Annotated in this window: 12 protein-coding genes; 4 read left to right on the top strand and 8 right to left on the bottom strand. The window is 68.8% G+C overall.

Features of this window, described 5'->3' with window-relative positions; all coding sequences use genetic code 11:
• Window position 1: 1 nt before the first annotated feature.
• The 4 genes from ACSQ2H_RS03310 to ACSQ2H_RS03325 form a co-directional block, all read right to left on the bottom strand.
• Complete coding sequence (locus tag ACSQ2H_RS03310; RefSeq protein WP_436060030.1) at window positions 2–757, bottom strand: ABC transporter ATP-binding protein; 756 nt, start codon at window positions 755–757, stop codon at window positions 2–4.
• Window positions 754–1,587 (bottom strand): ABC transporter permease, encoded by an 834-nt coding sequence (locus tag ACSQ2H_RS03315; RefSeq protein WP_436060031.1) that lies wholly within the window; start codon window positions 1,585–1,587, stop codon window positions 754–756. Before ACSQ2H_RS03315 ends, ACSQ2H_RS03310 begins: the two co-directional genes overlap by 4 nt.
• Window positions 1,588–1,729: 142 nt before the next feature.
• Window positions 1,730–2,455 carry a class I SAM-dependent methyltransferase gene (locus tag ACSQ2H_RS03320; protein WP_436060032.1) on the bottom strand — a complete coding sequence of 242 codons (726 nt, stop codon included), beginning with the start codon at window positions 2,453–2,455 and terminating at the stop codon, window positions 1,730–1,732.
• Between the two features lie 10 nt (window positions 2,456–2,465).
• On the bottom strand, window positions 2,466–3,503 hold the full coding sequence (locus ACSQ2H_RS03325) for a GHMP family kinase ATP-binding protein (protein ID WP_436060033.1): 1,038 nt from the start codon (window positions 3,501–3,503) through the stop codon (window positions 2,466–2,468).
• Window positions 3,504–3,710: 207 nt separating this feature from the next.
• Between ACSQ2H_RS03325 and ACSQ2H_RS03330 the strand changes: the two genes are divergently transcribed.
• Window positions 3,711–4,406, top strand: coding sequence for a hypothetical protein (locus ACSQ2H_RS03330; RefSeq protein WP_436060034.1), 696 nt, complete (start codon window positions 3,711–3,713; stop codon window positions 4,404–4,406).
• Window positions 4,407–4,412: 6 nt separating this feature from the next.
• On the opposite strand, the gene ACSQ2H_RS03335 is transcribed toward ACSQ2H_RS03330, so the two are convergent.
• Genes ACSQ2H_RS03335 through ACSQ2H_RS03345 form a run of 3 tightly spaced genes read right to left on the bottom strand, consistent with a single transcriptional unit; the run spans window position 4,413 to window position 9,794 of the window.
• Window positions 4,413–5,555, bottom strand: a complete 1,143-nt coding sequence (locus ACSQ2H_RS03335; RefSeq protein ID WP_436060035.1) for a glycosyltransferase family 4 protein — start codon at window positions 5,553–5,555, stop codon at window positions 4,413–4,415.
• Window positions 5,552–8,749 carry a glycoside hydrolase family 99-like domain-containing protein gene (locus ACSQ2H_RS03340; protein ID WP_436060036.1) on the bottom strand — a complete coding sequence of 1,066 codons (3,198 nt, stop codon included), beginning with the start codon at window positions 8,747–8,749 and terminating at the stop codon, window positions 5,552–5,554. The genes ACSQ2H_RS03335 and ACSQ2H_RS03340 overlap by 4 nt, the downstream gene beginning before the upstream one ends.
• A 25-nt stretch (window positions 8,750–8,774) precedes the next feature.
• Window positions 8,775–9,794: a sulfotransferase family protein gene (locus tag ACSQ2H_RS03345; protein WP_436060037.1), complete on the bottom strand. Its 1,020-nt coding sequence runs from the start codon at window positions 9,792–9,794 to the stop codon at window positions 8,775–8,777.
• A 202-nt stretch (window positions 9,795–9,996) separates the two neighbouring features.
• Here ACSQ2H_RS03345 and ACSQ2H_RS03350 point away from each other — a divergent pair, with 202 nt between their 5' ends.
• From ACSQ2H_RS03350 to ACSQ2H_RS03360, 3 genes are read left to right on the top strand one after another with little or no spacing between them, the layout of a single operon-like run.
• Window positions 9,997–11,877: a hypothetical protein gene (locus ACSQ2H_RS03350; protein WP_436060038.1), complete on the top strand. Its 1,881-nt coding sequence runs from the start codon at window positions 9,997–9,999 to the stop codon at window positions 11,875–11,877.
• Window positions 11,874–12,917: a hypothetical protein gene (locus tag ACSQ2H_RS03355; protein ID WP_436060039.1), complete on the top strand. Its 1,044-nt coding sequence runs from the start codon at window positions 11,874–11,876 to the stop codon at window positions 12,915–12,917. Before ACSQ2H_RS03350 ends, ACSQ2H_RS03355 begins: the two co-directional genes overlap by 4 nt.
• A 56-nt stretch (window positions 12,918–12,973) precedes the next feature.
• Window positions 12,974–14,191 carry a hypothetical protein gene (locus ACSQ2H_RS03360; RefSeq protein WP_436060040.1) on the top strand — a complete coding sequence of 406 codons (1,218 nt, stop codon included), beginning with the start codon at window positions 12,974–12,976 and terminating at the stop codon, window positions 14,189–14,191.
• Here the strand turns inward: ACSQ2H_RS03360 and ACSQ2H_RS03365 are convergent.
• Window positions 14,188–14,955 (bottom strand): DUF6270 domain-containing protein, encoded by a 768-nt coding sequence (locus ACSQ2H_RS03365; RefSeq protein WP_436060041.1) that lies wholly within the window; start codon window positions 14,953–14,955, stop codon window positions 14,188–14,190. The genes ACSQ2H_RS03360 and ACSQ2H_RS03365 overlap by 4 nt on opposite strands.
• Between the last annotated feature and the right edge of the window lie 56 nt (window positions 14,956–15,011).

The raw sequence follows: 15,011 nt of genomic DNA on the forward strand, positions 1-15,011 counted from the left end.
GTCAGGCGGCGGCCAGCAGTTCGTCCAGCTTCTTGACGTCCATGATCTTGGAGGCGACCCCGCTCTCGATGCGCATCACCTTGTTGCAGTAGAGGCGGATCAGTTCGAGGTCGTGCGAGGCCAGCACCAGGATGCCGGCGCGCTCCATCAGCTCCAGGATCCGCTTGTGGGCGATCTTCTGGAAGTCGGCGTCGCCGACCGCGATCCACTCGTCCATCAGGATGACGTCGGCGTGGACGGCGGTGGCGACCGCGAAGGCCAACCGCGCCTGCATGCCGGCCGAATAGGTCTTCAGCGGCATGGCCAGGAACGGGCCGAGGCCGGTGAACTCGCCGATCTCCTGCATCCGGTCCTCGATCTCCTTGGCGGAGAGACCGGCGATGCGGCCGCGCAGACGGATGTTGTCGAGTCCCGTGGCCGACGGGTCGATGCCGAGGTTCAGGTCGAGCATGGCGGCGATCTGGCCGTGCACGTCGATGGTGCCCTCGTCAGGCTCGTAGGCGCCGGCCAGGGCGCGCAGCAGGGTGGTCTTGCCCGAACCGTTGTGGCCGATCAGACCGAGACGGTCGCCGGAGCGCAGCTCGAGATTGACGCCCGACAGGGCGGTCACCTCGGTCGCGCCCATGCCGGTGCGGCCAAGTTTGCCGCCGACGGTGATGCGGGCCAGATGCTTCTTCAGCGACTTGGCGTCGACCCCGTAGACGGGGAAGCGCAGGGTCAGGTCGGTGACCCGGATGGAGACCTCGGGGCCCTTCATAGGTAGTGCACGATCCGTCGACGGGTGAGGGCGAAGGTGGCGAAGGCGCCGGTCCATCCGACGACCGCCAGAACCACCATGAAGATGTAGGTGCGCGGGTCCACGACGTTGCCGAGCAACGGCGCGCGGACGACCTCGAGCAGGTGATAGAACGGGTTGAGGATCAGCACGGCGTGGTCGAGCAGGCGCCCGCCGGGCAGCCAGAACACCGGGGTCATGAACATCGCGAACTGCACGACCGAGCCGACGATCTGCGGGATGTCGCGGAAGCGGGCCGAGGCGATGCCGGCCGCCAGGCTGATCCAGGAGATGTTGACCAGCAGCAGCAGCACGCCGACCGCGCCCATCAGCACGTCTGTCTGACGCCAGTGGTCGTAGTAGACCAGCACGCCGACGATGATGATCAGGTGGTGCGCCAGGTTGATCACGTTGCGCATGACCGTCCGCCACACGAAGGTGAACATCGGTAGCGAGCTCTGGCTGAGGATGCCGGCGGCCTGCACGAAGGTCTGGCAGCCCTCGAGGATGACGTTGGCGATCAGGCCCCAGACGACGATGCCGAGCGCGACATAGGGGATGAACTCGTTGACCGGGACCTTGAACAGGTTCGCGTAGAGGAACCCGATCCCGGCCACCATCAGGCCCATGGACAGGGTGATCCAGAACGGGCCGAGGATCGATCCGCGGTAGCGCGAGACGACGTCGTGCTTGGCCAGCGACCAGGCCAGGCCGATGCGGTCGAGCGAGGCGCGCAGGTCGGCGAACGCCATGCTGAGCTCGTGCATGGCCCCGCGCCGTCCGGTGCGAACCATGTGTTGTGCGGATTGCATTCAGTCTCCCGACCAAGGGCGCGCCGACGCACCCGCCGTCTGTGGCGCTCGCCGGTGGGTAACAGGTCGCATTTTGCGGCGCAAGCATGGCGCCGGGCGCGGAATCCAAAGGAAAATCCGCTCCGGCGCAGGTTGCGAGCGGTTACAGCTCGCTTTCGTCCTCGAACGGCGGAGCGCTGGTCTTCATGTGGGCGTGATCGGCCCGGTATTGGTTGAAGTGGCGGCGGTCGGCCGGCGATGGCTGGGCGGTCTCGCGGACCAGCCCCCCTGCCTCCAGTTCCGCGGCCGAACGCTTGCGGACCACGAACTCGATCCCGCATTCGCCGATCGGCGTCAGGGTCTGGTCGTAGCGCGGCAGGTCGTAGCGGAAGGTCGAGTTCAGCAGCGCCACCTTCTCGACGTCGGCGGCCGGGCCGAGGTCGGAGAGGAGCTCCAGCACGTTGATCGAGCGGTCCGACCAGGACTTCGCCTTCAGCATGGTGAAGGTCCACTTGTGGTCGCGATTGTGCGTCGAGGGGAACAGGCCCTGCTCGTAGAGGTCCTCGTCCGGCACGGTCACGACCAGGAAGCCGCCTGGCTTGATGGCGCCGAACCAGGCCTTCAGGCCCTGGCGCGGGTCGACCAGGTGTTCCAGGCAGTGACTGGAATGGACGAAGTCGAGGCTCTCGGGCGCCAGGCCCTCGAGATACTGGGCGTCGCCGTCCTCCCAGTCCCAGACCCGCACGGATTTCAGGCCCGGGAAGAACGGCACGTAGAGCGACAGCGGATCGGGCTTGCCGCCGATGTCCAGCCCTTCGCCGATGAACCAGCGCCGGGTGAAGTTCGGGTCGGCCATCCGGCGGACGATGGATTTCGAAAGTTCTTTCAAGGTCTTGATCCTATCGTACGTCCCAGGACTCGGCCCCGGTCGAGGTGAAGCGCGCCGCTTGGGCCACGCCGCCGAAGCCGCCGAGCAGGCGCTTGAGCCCCTCTCGCCGCGTCGGGTCGACGAGGAACATCATGAACCCGCCGCCGCCGGCGCCAGATACCTTGCCGCCGAACACGCCGAAGCTCTTGGCCGCCTCGTAGACGGAATCGATCATCGGCGAGGACATGTTGTGGGCGGTCTGCTTCTTCAGGCTCCAGCCGGAATCGAGCAGGGCCCCGAAGCGCGGCAGGTCGCCGGCCACCAGGGCGTCGCGCATCTCGAAGGCGCTGGCCTTGATGGCGTGCAGGCTCTCGATCGACTTGGGGGCGTGACTGCGCATGTTGGCGGTCTGCTCCTCGATGATCGCGGCGGATTCGCGGCTGACGCCGGTGAAATAGAGCACGAGACTCGCCTCCAGCTCCTTCATCACCTTGTCCGGCACCGCGACGCTCTCGACCTCGACGCGGGCGGCGTCGAAGAAGCGCATGAGGTTGAGGCCGCCATAGGCCGCCGCGTACTGATCCTGCGCCCCGCCGGCGAGGCCGAGTTCGCGCCGCTCGATGTCGAAGGCCAGCGTCGCGACCGCATGGGCGTCCATCGACAGTCCCATGAATCTGCGCATGGCCTCCACCATCGCCACCACGAGTGCGGACGAAGAGCCCAGCCCCGATCCGGGCGGGCAGTCGGCGTAGGAGACCAGGGTGAGCGGCAGGGCGCGGCCGCCGGCATGATCGGCCATGAACCGGTTGTAGACGCCCTTCAGCAGGCGCAGCGGCTCGTCGGTCGGCAGCGGCGCGATCGCGCTTGCCTGCCAGGTCTGGTCACGGTCGGCGGCGACCAGCCGGACCTGGTCGTCGTCGCGGGCCTGGACGGTGACATGGGCGAACAGGTCGATAGCCGCGTTCAGCACCACCCCGCCGTGTTCGTCGCAATAGGGCGAGACGTCCGTGCTGCCGCCGCCGAAGCCGAGACGAAGGGGGGCGCGGGCGCGCACCAGTTCATGACGCATGAGGAGCGATCTGATCCCGACCTGACTGACTGCGATGACTGGCGGGGTAGTCGCCGCAGGCCGGCTTGGCAACCACCATCGGCGCCACAGATCCGCCCGGCGACTCGCTGCAATATCTTCGCTGCGACCCTGGCGAGAGCCGGGACGGCTATCTATCTGGGCTGTGGGCCGCCCAATCCTCCCCCCGGGGGCGCTCGGAAGTCTCGTATGAAATCCATCCTGAACATTGCGGGTGCGGCGGCCATCGCTCTCACCCTTTCGGCCTGTGACCAGCCCGCGCCGTGGGCGCGCGCCGCCACGGCCCCCGAACCGGCGAAGATCGCGCTGAACCAGCGTTCCCAGGTCGTGGCCTGGAACGACGACGCGCAACGATTCGAGATCAACGGCGCGCCGCTGAAGGCCGGACGCCTCTGGACCTTCGATGGTTCGACCGAAGGCTTCGTCGCCGGCGGCGGCGAAGTGCTGCCCGCCAGTCCGACCGGCATGGACCTGCGCAACGGCGGGACCGACTCGATGCTGCGCTCGCCCAAGGGGCTGGGCCTGGACGGCAGCCGCTATTCGCTGGTGCTGGTGCGTCTGACGCGGACGCGGGCCGGCGCCGAGTGGGATGGTTCGATCTTCTATTCGACCCCCGCGCACGGCGAGGCGGGCGAATATCACGCCAAGCCGCGCGACGGCGCCGATCCGGCGGTCAACGAGACCGTGGTGCTGGTCTACGACATGGCCAACCTGAAGAAGGGCGGCGACGACTGGACCAATTCGCTGATCGACCAGATCCGCGTCGACACCGACGATCAGGCCGGCGGCGGCTTTGTCGTCCATCAGATCGCCGTCACCGAGAATCCGGGCGTGACCGCTCTGGCCCAGGCCCCGGTCGGGCCGACCACCATCGCGCAGCGCTAAGGCGTCTCAGGCCGCCTGAGCGGCGGCCAGCTCCTCCATCCGCGCCACGTAGCGCAGGCCGATCGCCCGGGCGCTGAAGTTCGTGCGGATGTGACGGCGCGCGCGCTCGCCCAGGGCCCGCGTCCAGGCCGGATCGTCGACCAGGCCGCCGATGAGCTCGACCGCGTGCTCGACCGACGGGTCGGCCCAGACCTGGCCCTCGCCGAACAGGTACGCGCCCTCGGCGACCGGGATCAGCTGGCAGTCGACCAGCAGGCTGGTGTCCGGGGTCATGAAGTCGAGATTGCCCGAGTAGTTGGTGGCCACGGCCGCGCGGCCCATGACCATCGCCTCGGCCGGCCCGCGGCCGAAGCCCTCGGAGCGGTGCAGCGAGACGAAGGCGTCGCAACAGCGGACGAGGTTCTTGATCTCGTTGTCGCTGAGCTGGCGGGTGATCGCCTGGATCTGGCCGCCCATGGCCTTGATCCGGCGCTCCAGTTCCTTACGGGCCGGGTTGCCGTCGTCGCCGCCCTTGTACTTGACCACTGCATGCAGCGGCGCGTGCGGGCGCTGGGCGACGAGCTTCTCGAACGCCTCCAGCATCGCGAACGGGTTCTTGCGTTCGGCGTAGGATGAGAAGTCGAAGAAGAACAGGCAGACGAAGGCGTTCTCGGGGATGCCGAAGTGACGGCGGCCGAGGAACGACGACATGGTCAGCTCGACCGACAGCGGCATGTGCGTGATCGGCCGGGTGGTCGCGGCGGCGACTGCGCCCTGGATGAATTCGGAGGGCGCCCAGACCTCGTCGAAGCGGTCCAGCACCTTGGCCCAGGGCTCGGGGTATTTGGCCAGCTCCCAGGCCGGATAGATGATGTTGTAGGCGCTCTCGAACGCCGGGCCCGAGCCCAGGTGCTCCAGCACCCCCATCGCCTGCTCGACCTCGTCGGCGTTGATGCAGAAGAGGTTGGCCTTGGGGCTCAGCTTGGGAACGATGTGGCCGGCGAACTCCCGTTCGAAGTCCGGATCCTTGTTCCGGTCCATGCCGTAGATGTCGATGACCCCGGGTGTGGCGCCGGCGGCGCGGAAAGCGCGGAAGGCCGAGCGTACGTGCTCGGCCATGCCGATGGCCGAGAACGGATGTCCGACGAGGACGAGGTCTTCAGGCGTCATGACTTGTCCAGCAGGTCGGCGTCGGCGGCGTTCTTGACGGCTTCGAGCCAGGCGTGGCCGAAGCGCTGGTCGGGCTCCAGGTGCGCGCCTTCGCCCCATTCGTTCCAGGCGTTGATGAACACGATCCGCTCGTCGCCGAAGTTCTGGCGACGGGTCTCCTCGAACATGGCCTCGGTCCAGGCCTGGAAGGCTCCCGGCGTGGCGTGCTGGTAGTTCCAGCCGCCGTCCTGGCGGCGCGGAGTGTTGTCCCACGAGGGCATCACCCCGCGGAAGCGCTTGTGGCCCAGCGGTTCGGTCCCGAGGTAGTTGCGGACCATCTGGCGATAGTCGTTCACGCGCCCCTCGAAGCGGGTGTTGTAGAGCGGGCCGGGCGGATGGATCAGCGCGCCGTTGCCGGCCGGCGGGAACTCCACCGAGGCGTCGAAGCCGATGTCGGCCGGGTCGGTCTTGCCGCCGGCCTTCTCGAAGCTCTCGACGAAGGCCAGGTAGATCTCGCCGATCCCCGCCTGGCGGCAGTGGTCGCGCCATGCGTCGGCCCAGATCTTCGCGTCCGGCAGCAGGCCGGGACGATAGATCAGCACCAGCGGCTTGCCGTTCACCCGGATGTAGTTGGGCCGCTGCAGGAACGGCTCCATCTCGGCGATCGAGGCCTCGGCGTCGCCGGGCTCGTAGGTCTGGGCCAGCAGCACGTCGCGCTCCTGGCCGTCCCAGGTGCGGGTCCAGTTCTCGTTGGCCCAGCAGAGGCAGAACGGGAAGTCGTCGGCGCCGCCGTCCAGCAGCGGCTCGAGCGGCGTCTCCAGGATCCGCCGCCCGCCGGTGAACCAGTAGAAGTAGTGGCAGAAGCCGCCGATCCCGTAACGGCTGGCGAGCTCGGCCTGGCGGCGCATCGCCTCGGGATTGGACAGGTCGTAGAAGCCGAGGTCGGCCGGCACGTGCGGCTGGTAGTGGCCGCGATAGTTCGGCAGAGCGCGGCTGACATTGGTCCACTCGGTGAAGCCGGGGCCCCACCAGCGGTCGTTCTCGGCCACCGTGTGGAACTGCGGCAGGTGGAAGGCGATCGTGCGGATACGGTTGAGGGCTTCCAGCCGCTCGCCCCAGCGCTCGACGAACTTCTGCTGGTTGCGCGTCGCCAGGCGGTGCTTGTAGCCGCTGTCGATCGAGTTGGCGGTGACGCTCAGGTGGTGGACGATGGCCGAGGTCGGCTCGTAGATCACCCGCAGGCCGCGCTCGCGCAGCCGGAAGCAGAGGTCGGCGTCCTCGCAGTAGGCTGGCGCGAAGGTCAGGTCGAAGCCGCCGAGCTCGCCGAACACCTCGCGCCGGACCATGAGACAGGCGCCTGAGGCGTAGTCCACCTCGCGCCGCACGTTCCAGCGCGGCAGCTCCGGATCCTCGAATAGGCCGATCATCTCCGCCGCGCCGTCGACGCCGATCCGGGCGCCGGCTTCCTGCAGGCGGCCGTCGGGGAACAGCATCTTCGGGGCGACGGCGCCGACGTCGGTCTCCTCGGCGAACGGCGCCAGCAGCGCCGACAGCCAGCCCGGCCGTACCTGCACGTCGTTGTTCAGGAACACCACGAACTCGCCGATCGCCTCGCCGGCGGCGCGGTTGCAGGTGCGGATGAAGCCGAGGTTCTCGGGGTTCGAGATGAGTTTCAGGCCCGGCACCTTGGCCAGCACCTTGGCGGTCTCGTCGCTGGACGCGTCGTCGATGACGATGACCTCGGCGTCGTCCAGCTCGCCGCAGGCCTGCAGCGCGGCCAGGCACTCCAGGGTGAAGGTCAGGTTGTTGTAGGCCGGGATGACGATCGAGACGCGGGGAGCCTTCGGCGCGGCGAAGCTCAGCTCGCCGGCGGCCTTGTCGATGTCGCGAGCCTCGACCTTGATGAGGTTGAACGGCTTGGCGCGGACGTCGCCGATCGCGCGCTCGCGGATGCGTTTGCGGGCCGCCTTCAGGTCGCGATAGGCCTGGTTGTCATAGGCGCCGGCGTCACGAGCCCGGCCCGCGGCGCGCAGCTGTTCGAACAGTCCCGCCTCGCCCTGCGGCCGCGCCACGGTGGCGCCGGGCTCGGGCTTGGGCGTACGGCTGAGCGCCCAGTGTTCCAGCGAGGACACCGGCTGTTCCGCCGCCTGCGGGTTCTCGAGCAGATAGGCGATCTCGTTGAAGTCCGCGGCCGGGGAAATGCCCTCGAAGGCGCCTTCGGTCAGGTAGTGCACGACGGGGTGGGCGCCGGCCGGAAGGTCGGCCTGCTGGTCGAGATAGTAGGCGGTGTCGAAGTGGATGCTCGGGTCGCGGCGCTCCTCGAACCCGTAGGACAGGAAGTGCGCCAGCGCGCTGGAGCCCATCGGGGCGGCGTCGCGATAGCGGTCCATGTACCAGCCCGGATCGAACAGCGGGTGCGGGCTGCGGCCCTCGCTGGCGCCGCTGGTGGCGTAGTGCAGCAGCGGGGCGGCGTCCGCTTCGGCCACGTCCGGATTCATCGCCAGGTACCAGACGCCGCTGAACAGCGGGTGCGGCTCGTAGCCCTTGCGCCAGCCCTCGCGCAGATAGTGGACCAACGGGTTCTCGCCGCTGTCGGCGACTTCCTCCGACTGGCCGACATAATAGCGGACGTCGAACAGCGGGTGCGGGTCGTAGCCCTCGGTGACGCCCTTGTGCAGGTAGTGCTGCAGGGTGGTCAGGCCGGTGGCGGCGACCTTCACGGCATGGCGGCTGCGATAGTCCTTGAGGTCGAACAACGGGTGGGGCGCGCGCCCCTCCTGGTCGCCGGCGACCAAATAGTGCGCCAGCGGCGCCCAGCGCGATCCGCGCAGGTCGTCGTTGTTTTCCAGATACCAGGCCTGGTCGAACAGGGCCTTGGGGTTGGCCCCGCCGTCGGGGCCGGCGCGGACATAGCCGATCAGGTCGCGGGCCGGCCCGCCGTCACGGCCGAGGCCGCCCTTCAGCTTGAAGTCCCAGACGCCCGAGCGGGCGATCAGCGCGGCGCGGCCAGGCCACTTGGCGCGGGCCAGCATCAGGTCGATGCGCTGTTCGGTCGGGCCCTTGTCGGCTAGGCCGACCCGGCGGGCGGCGGCCTTGCAGAAGCGGTTCCAGCGGTCCTCGGCGACCACGCGCCGGGCGCGGTGCAGATCGCGCCGTCGGGCGAGCAGAGCTTCGGCCGTGTTGTCGGGGACGGGTTTTTGAGTGTCGTTAGCCACGGTCGGATTTTCTCGGGCGCGCTGCTTAGCGGCCGGCCAGGGCCGTGTCGACCACGGCCTCGATCTTCGCGCGCTCCTGCCGCAGGGCCGCCAGTTCGCGCTCGAGCGTCTTGATCTGCTGATCCTGCACCTCGCCGAGCTGGCGTTGGTAGAGCAGTTCGGCGCGGGTCGAATCGAGCGTGCTGGTCACGGGCGTGACCAATACGCCCATCTGCGACTTCATTTGGGCGATATGGGCTGCGGCGCGCTCCAGCGGAGCGCGGTCTGGCGCTTCGCCTGCTGCGGCCGCGGTGAACCAGTCCAGCACCTCCTGGGCCATGGCGCCGACCATCGGCACGTCGGCCAAGGCGCCCATGCCGTCGTTGTGACGCAGGTCCTTGGTCAGGAAGCCATCGATCTCGCGCGCGGCGTGCTCGGTCAGGCGCGGCAGCGGCGCGCCCAGCGCCTGCTCCATCCGCGCCACTTCGGCCCTCCAGTCGGCGAGCAGCCCGTCATAGGAGACGAACGCTCGCGGCAGGTCGCGGCTGCCGGCCTCGGCGGCCAGCATGTAGAGCGTCCAGACCAGCACCGACTTCTCGACTGGGAAGGCGTCGCGCCGGGCCAGCGAGCCGGCGACGGCGAGCGGGTGGCGCACGGGAATGATCACGCGGGCGGCGACTTCGGCGCGTTCCAGAACCTTGCGCCACATCGGCAGCAGCACCGAGACGCGGGGGTCCTTGAGCAGCGGATGGATCGCCTCGCCGAACTCGGCCTTGAACAGGTCGACCGCGCGCGCCGTCCAGTCGGCCTCGGCGTCCGGGGCCAGCGGCGCGTAGGGCAGGTTGAAGGGGTCGTCCCAGGCGCTGCCAGCCGCGCGCAGGCGCTGGTCGTTGAACACCGAGATCTTCCAGGGCTCGAAGTAGCCTTTGGCGTTGTGCTCGTCGCCCGGCATCACATTGTCGGGCAGTTCGGCCCCAGCCAGGGCCAGCAGCTGGGCGGTCGCCGAGGTGCCCGAGCGGTGCATGCCGAGGACCAGATAGGCGGTCCGCTGGAAGGTCTGCTGCATGTCGCCTTTGTCTCGCTTGGACGTCGTCGTCGGTCCTGGGCCGATCGCCAAACCGGCGTTCTCGCCGCGATTTCAAACCGGAACCGCCAGGCTCTGGCGTTCCGCTGTATGGCCGCTTGCGCCGCGCTGCAAGGCCGACGCGGTTGATCGGGGGCCGCAACTGATGCAAACCCAGGCTTGGCGTCGCACGGAAAGATCGCACATGGCCGCCGCGGCCTCACCAGATCGCGCCCATCGTCTGCTGGTGGTGGCGATGGACTTCGACTTCTACCGCCAGGCCCATCCCGACCTGACCTATGCGGATGTGGACCCCGCCGGGCACTACGGCGTGGTCGGCTGGCGCGAGAGCCGTGACCCGACGCCCTGGTTCTCGACCGACGCCTACCTTGCGCAGCATCCCGACGTGGCCGAGGCCGGCGTCAATCCGTTCGTGCACTATCTCCTCAGCGGTTGGCGCGAGGGCCGCGAGATCATGCCGTCGGTGCGCGCTGGCGACTATTTCGCGCTGCTCGACGGGGCAGGGGGCGGGCGGATCACCGCCGCCGAGCACGAGGCGGCGGCCGAGTTCTTCGACCCCGCCTACTACTTGGCCATGAACCCCGACGTCGGCGCCGCGGGCGGCGATCCACTTGACCACTTCCTGCGCCTCGGCTGGCGCGAGGGCCGCGATCCCAGCTACGACTTCTGCATCGCCGATTATCTCGAGCTCAACCCGGATGTCGCCGCCAGCGGCCGCCATCCGTTCATCCACTACGTCGTGCAGGGCCGCGACGAGAACCGGGCGACCAAGGCCGACCACGGCTTCCGCCAACAGGTGCTCGCGACCCTGAAGCCGTTCTCAGAGCGGCTGGCCGATTCCAGGCGCTGGGCGCGTCCGGTGGATATCTCGCTCGCCAGTCGGCTGATCGACGCCCTTGTGGCCGCCTCGCGCCAGGGCCTGCACATCACCTTCAGCCAGGACGACTACAGCCGCTCGGTCGGAGGGTCGCAGCTCTGCGTGCAGCGCGAGTCGGCCGAGTTCGCCCGGCTGGGGCGCAACCACCTGCACATCCATCCCGCCAACGGCTGGCCGACGATCCGCGTCGGCGCCACCGAGACGCCGATGGGCGTGCTGCTGAATGGCGAGCGGGTGGGGGCCTTCACGCCGGCCGCCATCGCCGAGGCGCTGCGCACGGTCATTCCCGCCGGGCCGCGCAGCTTTGCGATCCACAACATGCTGGGGCACTCCAGCCGCGACGTGATCGACATCGTGCGCTCCGCCGGCCTGAACAGGGGCTGGTTCTGGCTGCACGACATGGGCAGCCTCTGCGCCGGCGTCCACCTGCTGCGCAACGACGTCGAGAGCTGCGGCGCGCCGCCCCAAGACAGCGCGGCCTGCAGCATCTGCGTCTACGGCAAGGCCCGCGCGGCGCATGTGCGCGAACACCAGCGGCTGTTCGAACGTCTCGATCTCACCATCGCCGCGCCGTCCCAGGTCGCGCTGGACGCCTGGCGGGCCGGCGGACGGCTCGAAGCCATGAACGAGCGGGTGCTGCCGCACGCGCAGCTGACGCCGACGTCCGAGCCCGCCGCGACGCCGACCGCCGGGCGGCCCTTCCGTTTCGCCTTTCCGGGCATGCCGTCGGTGCACAAGGGGTGGCCGATCTTCCGCCACCTGGCGGCGCGTTTCGCCGACGATCCTCGCTACGACTTCGTCCACTTGGCCAGCCGGCCGGTGGCCGGGTCGCTGGCGCGGCACCATCCGGTGACGGTCACCGCGGCCGAGCCGTTGGCCATGCGCCAGGCGCTGCTCGATCTCGACATCGATGCGGCGATGGTCTGGTCGCTGTGCCTGGAGACCTTTTCCTTCGCCGCATACGAGGCGGCGGCGTCCGGCGCGGCGGTGATCACCGGTCCCGACAGCGGCAATGTGGCGGCCTTCGTACGCGACAGCGGCCATGGGCTGGTGCTCGACGACGAACACGCGCTCGAGGCGCTGTTCGAGAGCGGCGACATCCTGCGGTTTGCGCGCGGCGCGCGCGAGGTGCAGACCTTCGACCTCACCTTCAGTAAGTTGACCGCCGAGTTGGTGGAGACGCCATGAAGGTCACCTGCTTTTCCAGCTTCACGTTCGCCTATCTCGATCGGGCGCGGGTGCTGTTCGCCAGCCTCCGCAAGTTTCATCCCGACTGGAACCTAGTGGCGCTGATCACCGACGCGCCGCCGCCCGGCTTCCACCTGCGGCTCGCCGAGGAGCCGTTCGATCAGGTCGTCTACGCCCACGAACTGGCGATCGCGGACTTCAAGTCGTGGCTCTTCAAGCACGACGTGGTGGAGGTCTGCACGGCCGTCAAAGGCCCGTTCCTGCATCAGGCCTGCGCCTCCGGCGCCGACGCGGTGATCTACCTCGATCCGGACACCGCCCTGTTCGAGACCCTCGATCCGCTGCTGGCGCGACTGGAACACAGCGACATCCTGCTGACCCCGCACCTGCTCGATGCGAACACCGAGCGGCAGGCGATCCTCGACAACGACCTATCGGCCTCGCGGACGGGCATCTTCAACCTCGGCTTCGTGATGATCCGTACGCGGGGCGAGGGCGCGCGTTTCGCCAGTTGGTGGAACGATCGGCTGCTGGAGTTCTGCTACGACGACATTCCGGCCGGCTTGTTCGTGGACCAGAAGTGGTGCGACCACGTCCCCGCCCTGTTCGACCGAGTCGGGGTCGTGCGCGACCCCGGCTACAACGTCGCCAGCTGGAACATCAGCCAGCGGGCGGTCGAGATCGGCCGCGACGGCGCCATCACCGTCAACGGCTCGCCGTTGCGCTTCTGGCATTTCACCAAGCTCGGGGCGACCGGCGACACGATGACGCGGCGCTATGCGGGCGACAATCACGCGGTCTACGAGATCTGGCGCTGGTACAAGGAACAGGTCGATGCGGCGCGCGATCCGATCATTCCAGAGCCCTACTGGGCCTACGGCGCCTACAGCGACGGGACGCCGATCGAGAAAGCTCATCGTCTGATCTGGCGCGAGCGCGCCGACCTTCGCGCGCTGGTCGCCGATCCCTTTGGTGCAGAGGAGGGCGGCTTTCTCGCCTGGCTGCGCGCCGAAGGGCTCGCCGCGCGCCCGGCCGCTTGACAGGCCGGCGTGCGCACCTGACACGAAGGCCGAGAATTATGGAGGGCCGGGCCATCATGGCGGCCGACAACGGGGGCCCCGCGGCGCTCGAAGACATTCAGGCGACCGGCGCGCTGATCGACAAGGTCGAGGCCTTGGCTCGGCGATGCGCCACGCTGCAAGGCGCCAGCCAGCGTGTTTCCGCAGAGAGCGGCCTCAGCCGCACGCGCCTGGGCGCAGCGCTGGCTGAAGCGCTGCTCGCTCGTGAGACGCTAGAAGCTCAAGCCCGCGAACTGGCCCTCACCGGGTATCGCGCGGTCGCCCGGCCGTTCGCGCGGCCGCGGCGTTACAATCGGATCGCGCGGCGTATCGATTCAGCGATCGAACGCCTTGGCGCGGTCGGGCGGGCTGCGGTCATCGCGCGGTCGGGCCTGTGGCGCGATGGTCAGAAGGGCGGGCTGAGTGCGATGGCCGCCTACGCCCGGCGCGGCGGCGACGCATCAGTCCAGCCGCCGGCCCTGTTCGATCAGGCCTGGTATCTGCGCGCGCGGCCGGATCTCGTCGGCACGCGGACCAGCCCGCTGCCGCATTATCTGCTGCATGGCGCTGCGGAGGACCTGGATCCGCATCCGCTGTTCGACACCGATTTCTACAGGGTGCAGAACGCTGCGCCGCTTGGCGAGACCGGGCTGACGCCGCTCGAGCACTTCGTGCGCGTGGGAGCAGGCGAGGGGCGCGATCCCCATCCCTTGTTCGACGTTGCATACTACCTTCGTCAGGCGCCCGACCTGATCGCCAGCGGCGAGAACCCGATCACCCACTACGAGCGCGAGGGCGCGGCGCGCGGGCTCTGCCCCCATCCGCTGTTCGCCGCCGATTATTACGCCGAACAGGTCGCCCAGGCGGGGTTGGGCGGCGCGGCGTCGCTGGTTCACTATCTCGAGGCCGGTTCGGCCGCTGGGCTGAAGCCCCACCCTCTATTCGACCCGACCTGGTATCGCGATCAGTACCCGGACGTCGTGTCGGTCGAACCGCTTGTTCATTTCCTGCTGGTCGGCGGCGTCGAGGGCCGCAGCCCCGGTCCGTGGTTCGACACCCCGCGCTATCTCGGTCAGCGGGTGGACGGGCCGCCGCCCGGCCGCAACCCGCTCCTCGACTACCTGCAAGGCGGCGCCTGGCGGATCAGCGAACCCTGGCTGGGGTGCCCGGACGCCGGCTTCCTCGATCTGGCCGCCGAGTTCGCGGGCCGGGCGCTGACGCCGCTGGAGCAGTGGGCCCGTCGGGGCGGAGCTTAGACGCCGAGCGCCTGAAGCTGCCGCCAGACGTCGTGGTAGTAGTCTTCGACATAGTGAAAGGGGCTGAGGCCCCAGCGATGGCGGCTGTCGGCCAGATGCAGCGCTGCTGGAGCGGCGATGCGGACCGCTTGCGGCAGGGCGACGGCGAACGCCGCCTGGTGGCGCGCCAGCACGGCGTTGTAGTCGGCGATCCGGGCCGGCTTGCCTGTGAAGATCTCGACGTCGCCGAACGCCCGTCGCGCTCCGGCCTCGTCGAGATGCTCGCTCGCCCACTGGGCCTCGTGAAGGATCAGGGCCGCGTCCGCCAGCGGCGTCAGTCGGAGCAGCGCCGCCATGTGGTCGAGCCCCTGACGCCAGAGCAGATCGGCGGCTGGGCTGGTGCGTGGAATGCTGCGCGCGCCGTCGAACGCAGGTTGGTTGAGATAACCGCTGACGTCCAACTCCCAGCTGTGGGTGGCGATGCTGTCCTGCACGCAGACCAGGTCCAGCCGTTCGTCGATGAAGTCGAAGACGATGTGGGTCGGGCGATGTTCGATCAGCGCGACAAGCGCGCTCTTGTGTAGATCGGCGACCATCGAGCGATGAGGGAAGGCCGCGAGCTCCGGCGGCAGGTCATCGCTCAGATCGACGCCGCGGATCGGCGGTGCGAACAGGCTCGGCAGGCTGGTGCGTGAAATATAGAGCAGGTCCTGCGGCGGCGCTTCGCCCACGATCGGCCACACATCGCGGGTAATGCAACTCCCGATTACGGCGACCCTGGGCAATCCTTACTCCTCGCGCCTCAGGCGACGGCGATTATAACTTCGACACGCATGGCGCG

The organism is Phenylobacterium sp. LjRoot97 (assembly GCF_964254345.1).
In the GTDB taxonomy this organism is placed as follows: domain Bacteria; phylum Pseudomonadota; class Alphaproteobacteria; order Caulobacterales; family Caulobacteraceae; genus Phenylobacterium.

Excerpts from the sequence above, each read along its gene's own strand:
- ACSQ2H_RS03310 (WP_436060030.1), bottom strand. The coding sequence starts at position 757 with ATGAAGGGCCCCGAGGTCTCCATCCGGGTCACCGACCTGACCCTGCGC.
- ACSQ2H_RS03315 (WP_436060031.1), bottom strand. The coding sequence starts at position 1,587 with ATGCAATCCGCACAACACATGGTTCGCACCGGACGGCGCGGGGCCATG.
- ACSQ2H_RS03325 (WP_436060033.1), bottom strand. The coding sequence starts at position 3,503 with ATGCGTCATGAACTGGTGCGCGCCCGCGCCCCCCTTCGTCTCGGCTTC.
- ACSQ2H_RS03330 (WP_436060034.1), top strand. The coding sequence starts at position 3,711 with ATGAAATCCATCCTGAACATTGCGGGTGCGGCGGCCATCGCTCTCACC.
- ACSQ2H_RS03335 (WP_436060035.1), bottom strand. The coding sequence starts at position 5,555 with ATGACGCCTGAAGACCTCGTCCTCGTCGGACATCCGTTCTCGGCCATC.
- ACSQ2H_RS03345 (WP_436060037.1), bottom strand. The coding sequence starts at position 9,794 with ATGCAGCAGACCTTCCAGCGGACCGCCTATCTGGTCCTCGGCATGCAC.
- ACSQ2H_RS03350 (WP_436060038.1), top strand. The coding sequence starts at position 9,997 with ATGGCCGCCGCGGCCTCACCAGATCGCGCCCATCGTCTGCTGGTGGTG.
- ACSQ2H_RS03355 (WP_436060039.1), top strand. The coding sequence starts at position 11,874 with ATGAAGGTCACCTGCTTTTCCAGCTTCACGTTCGCCTATCTCGATCGG.
- ACSQ2H_RS03360 (WP_436060040.1), top strand. The coding sequence starts at position 12,974 with ATGGCGGCCGACAACGGGGGCCCCGCGGCGCTCGAAGACATTCAGGCG.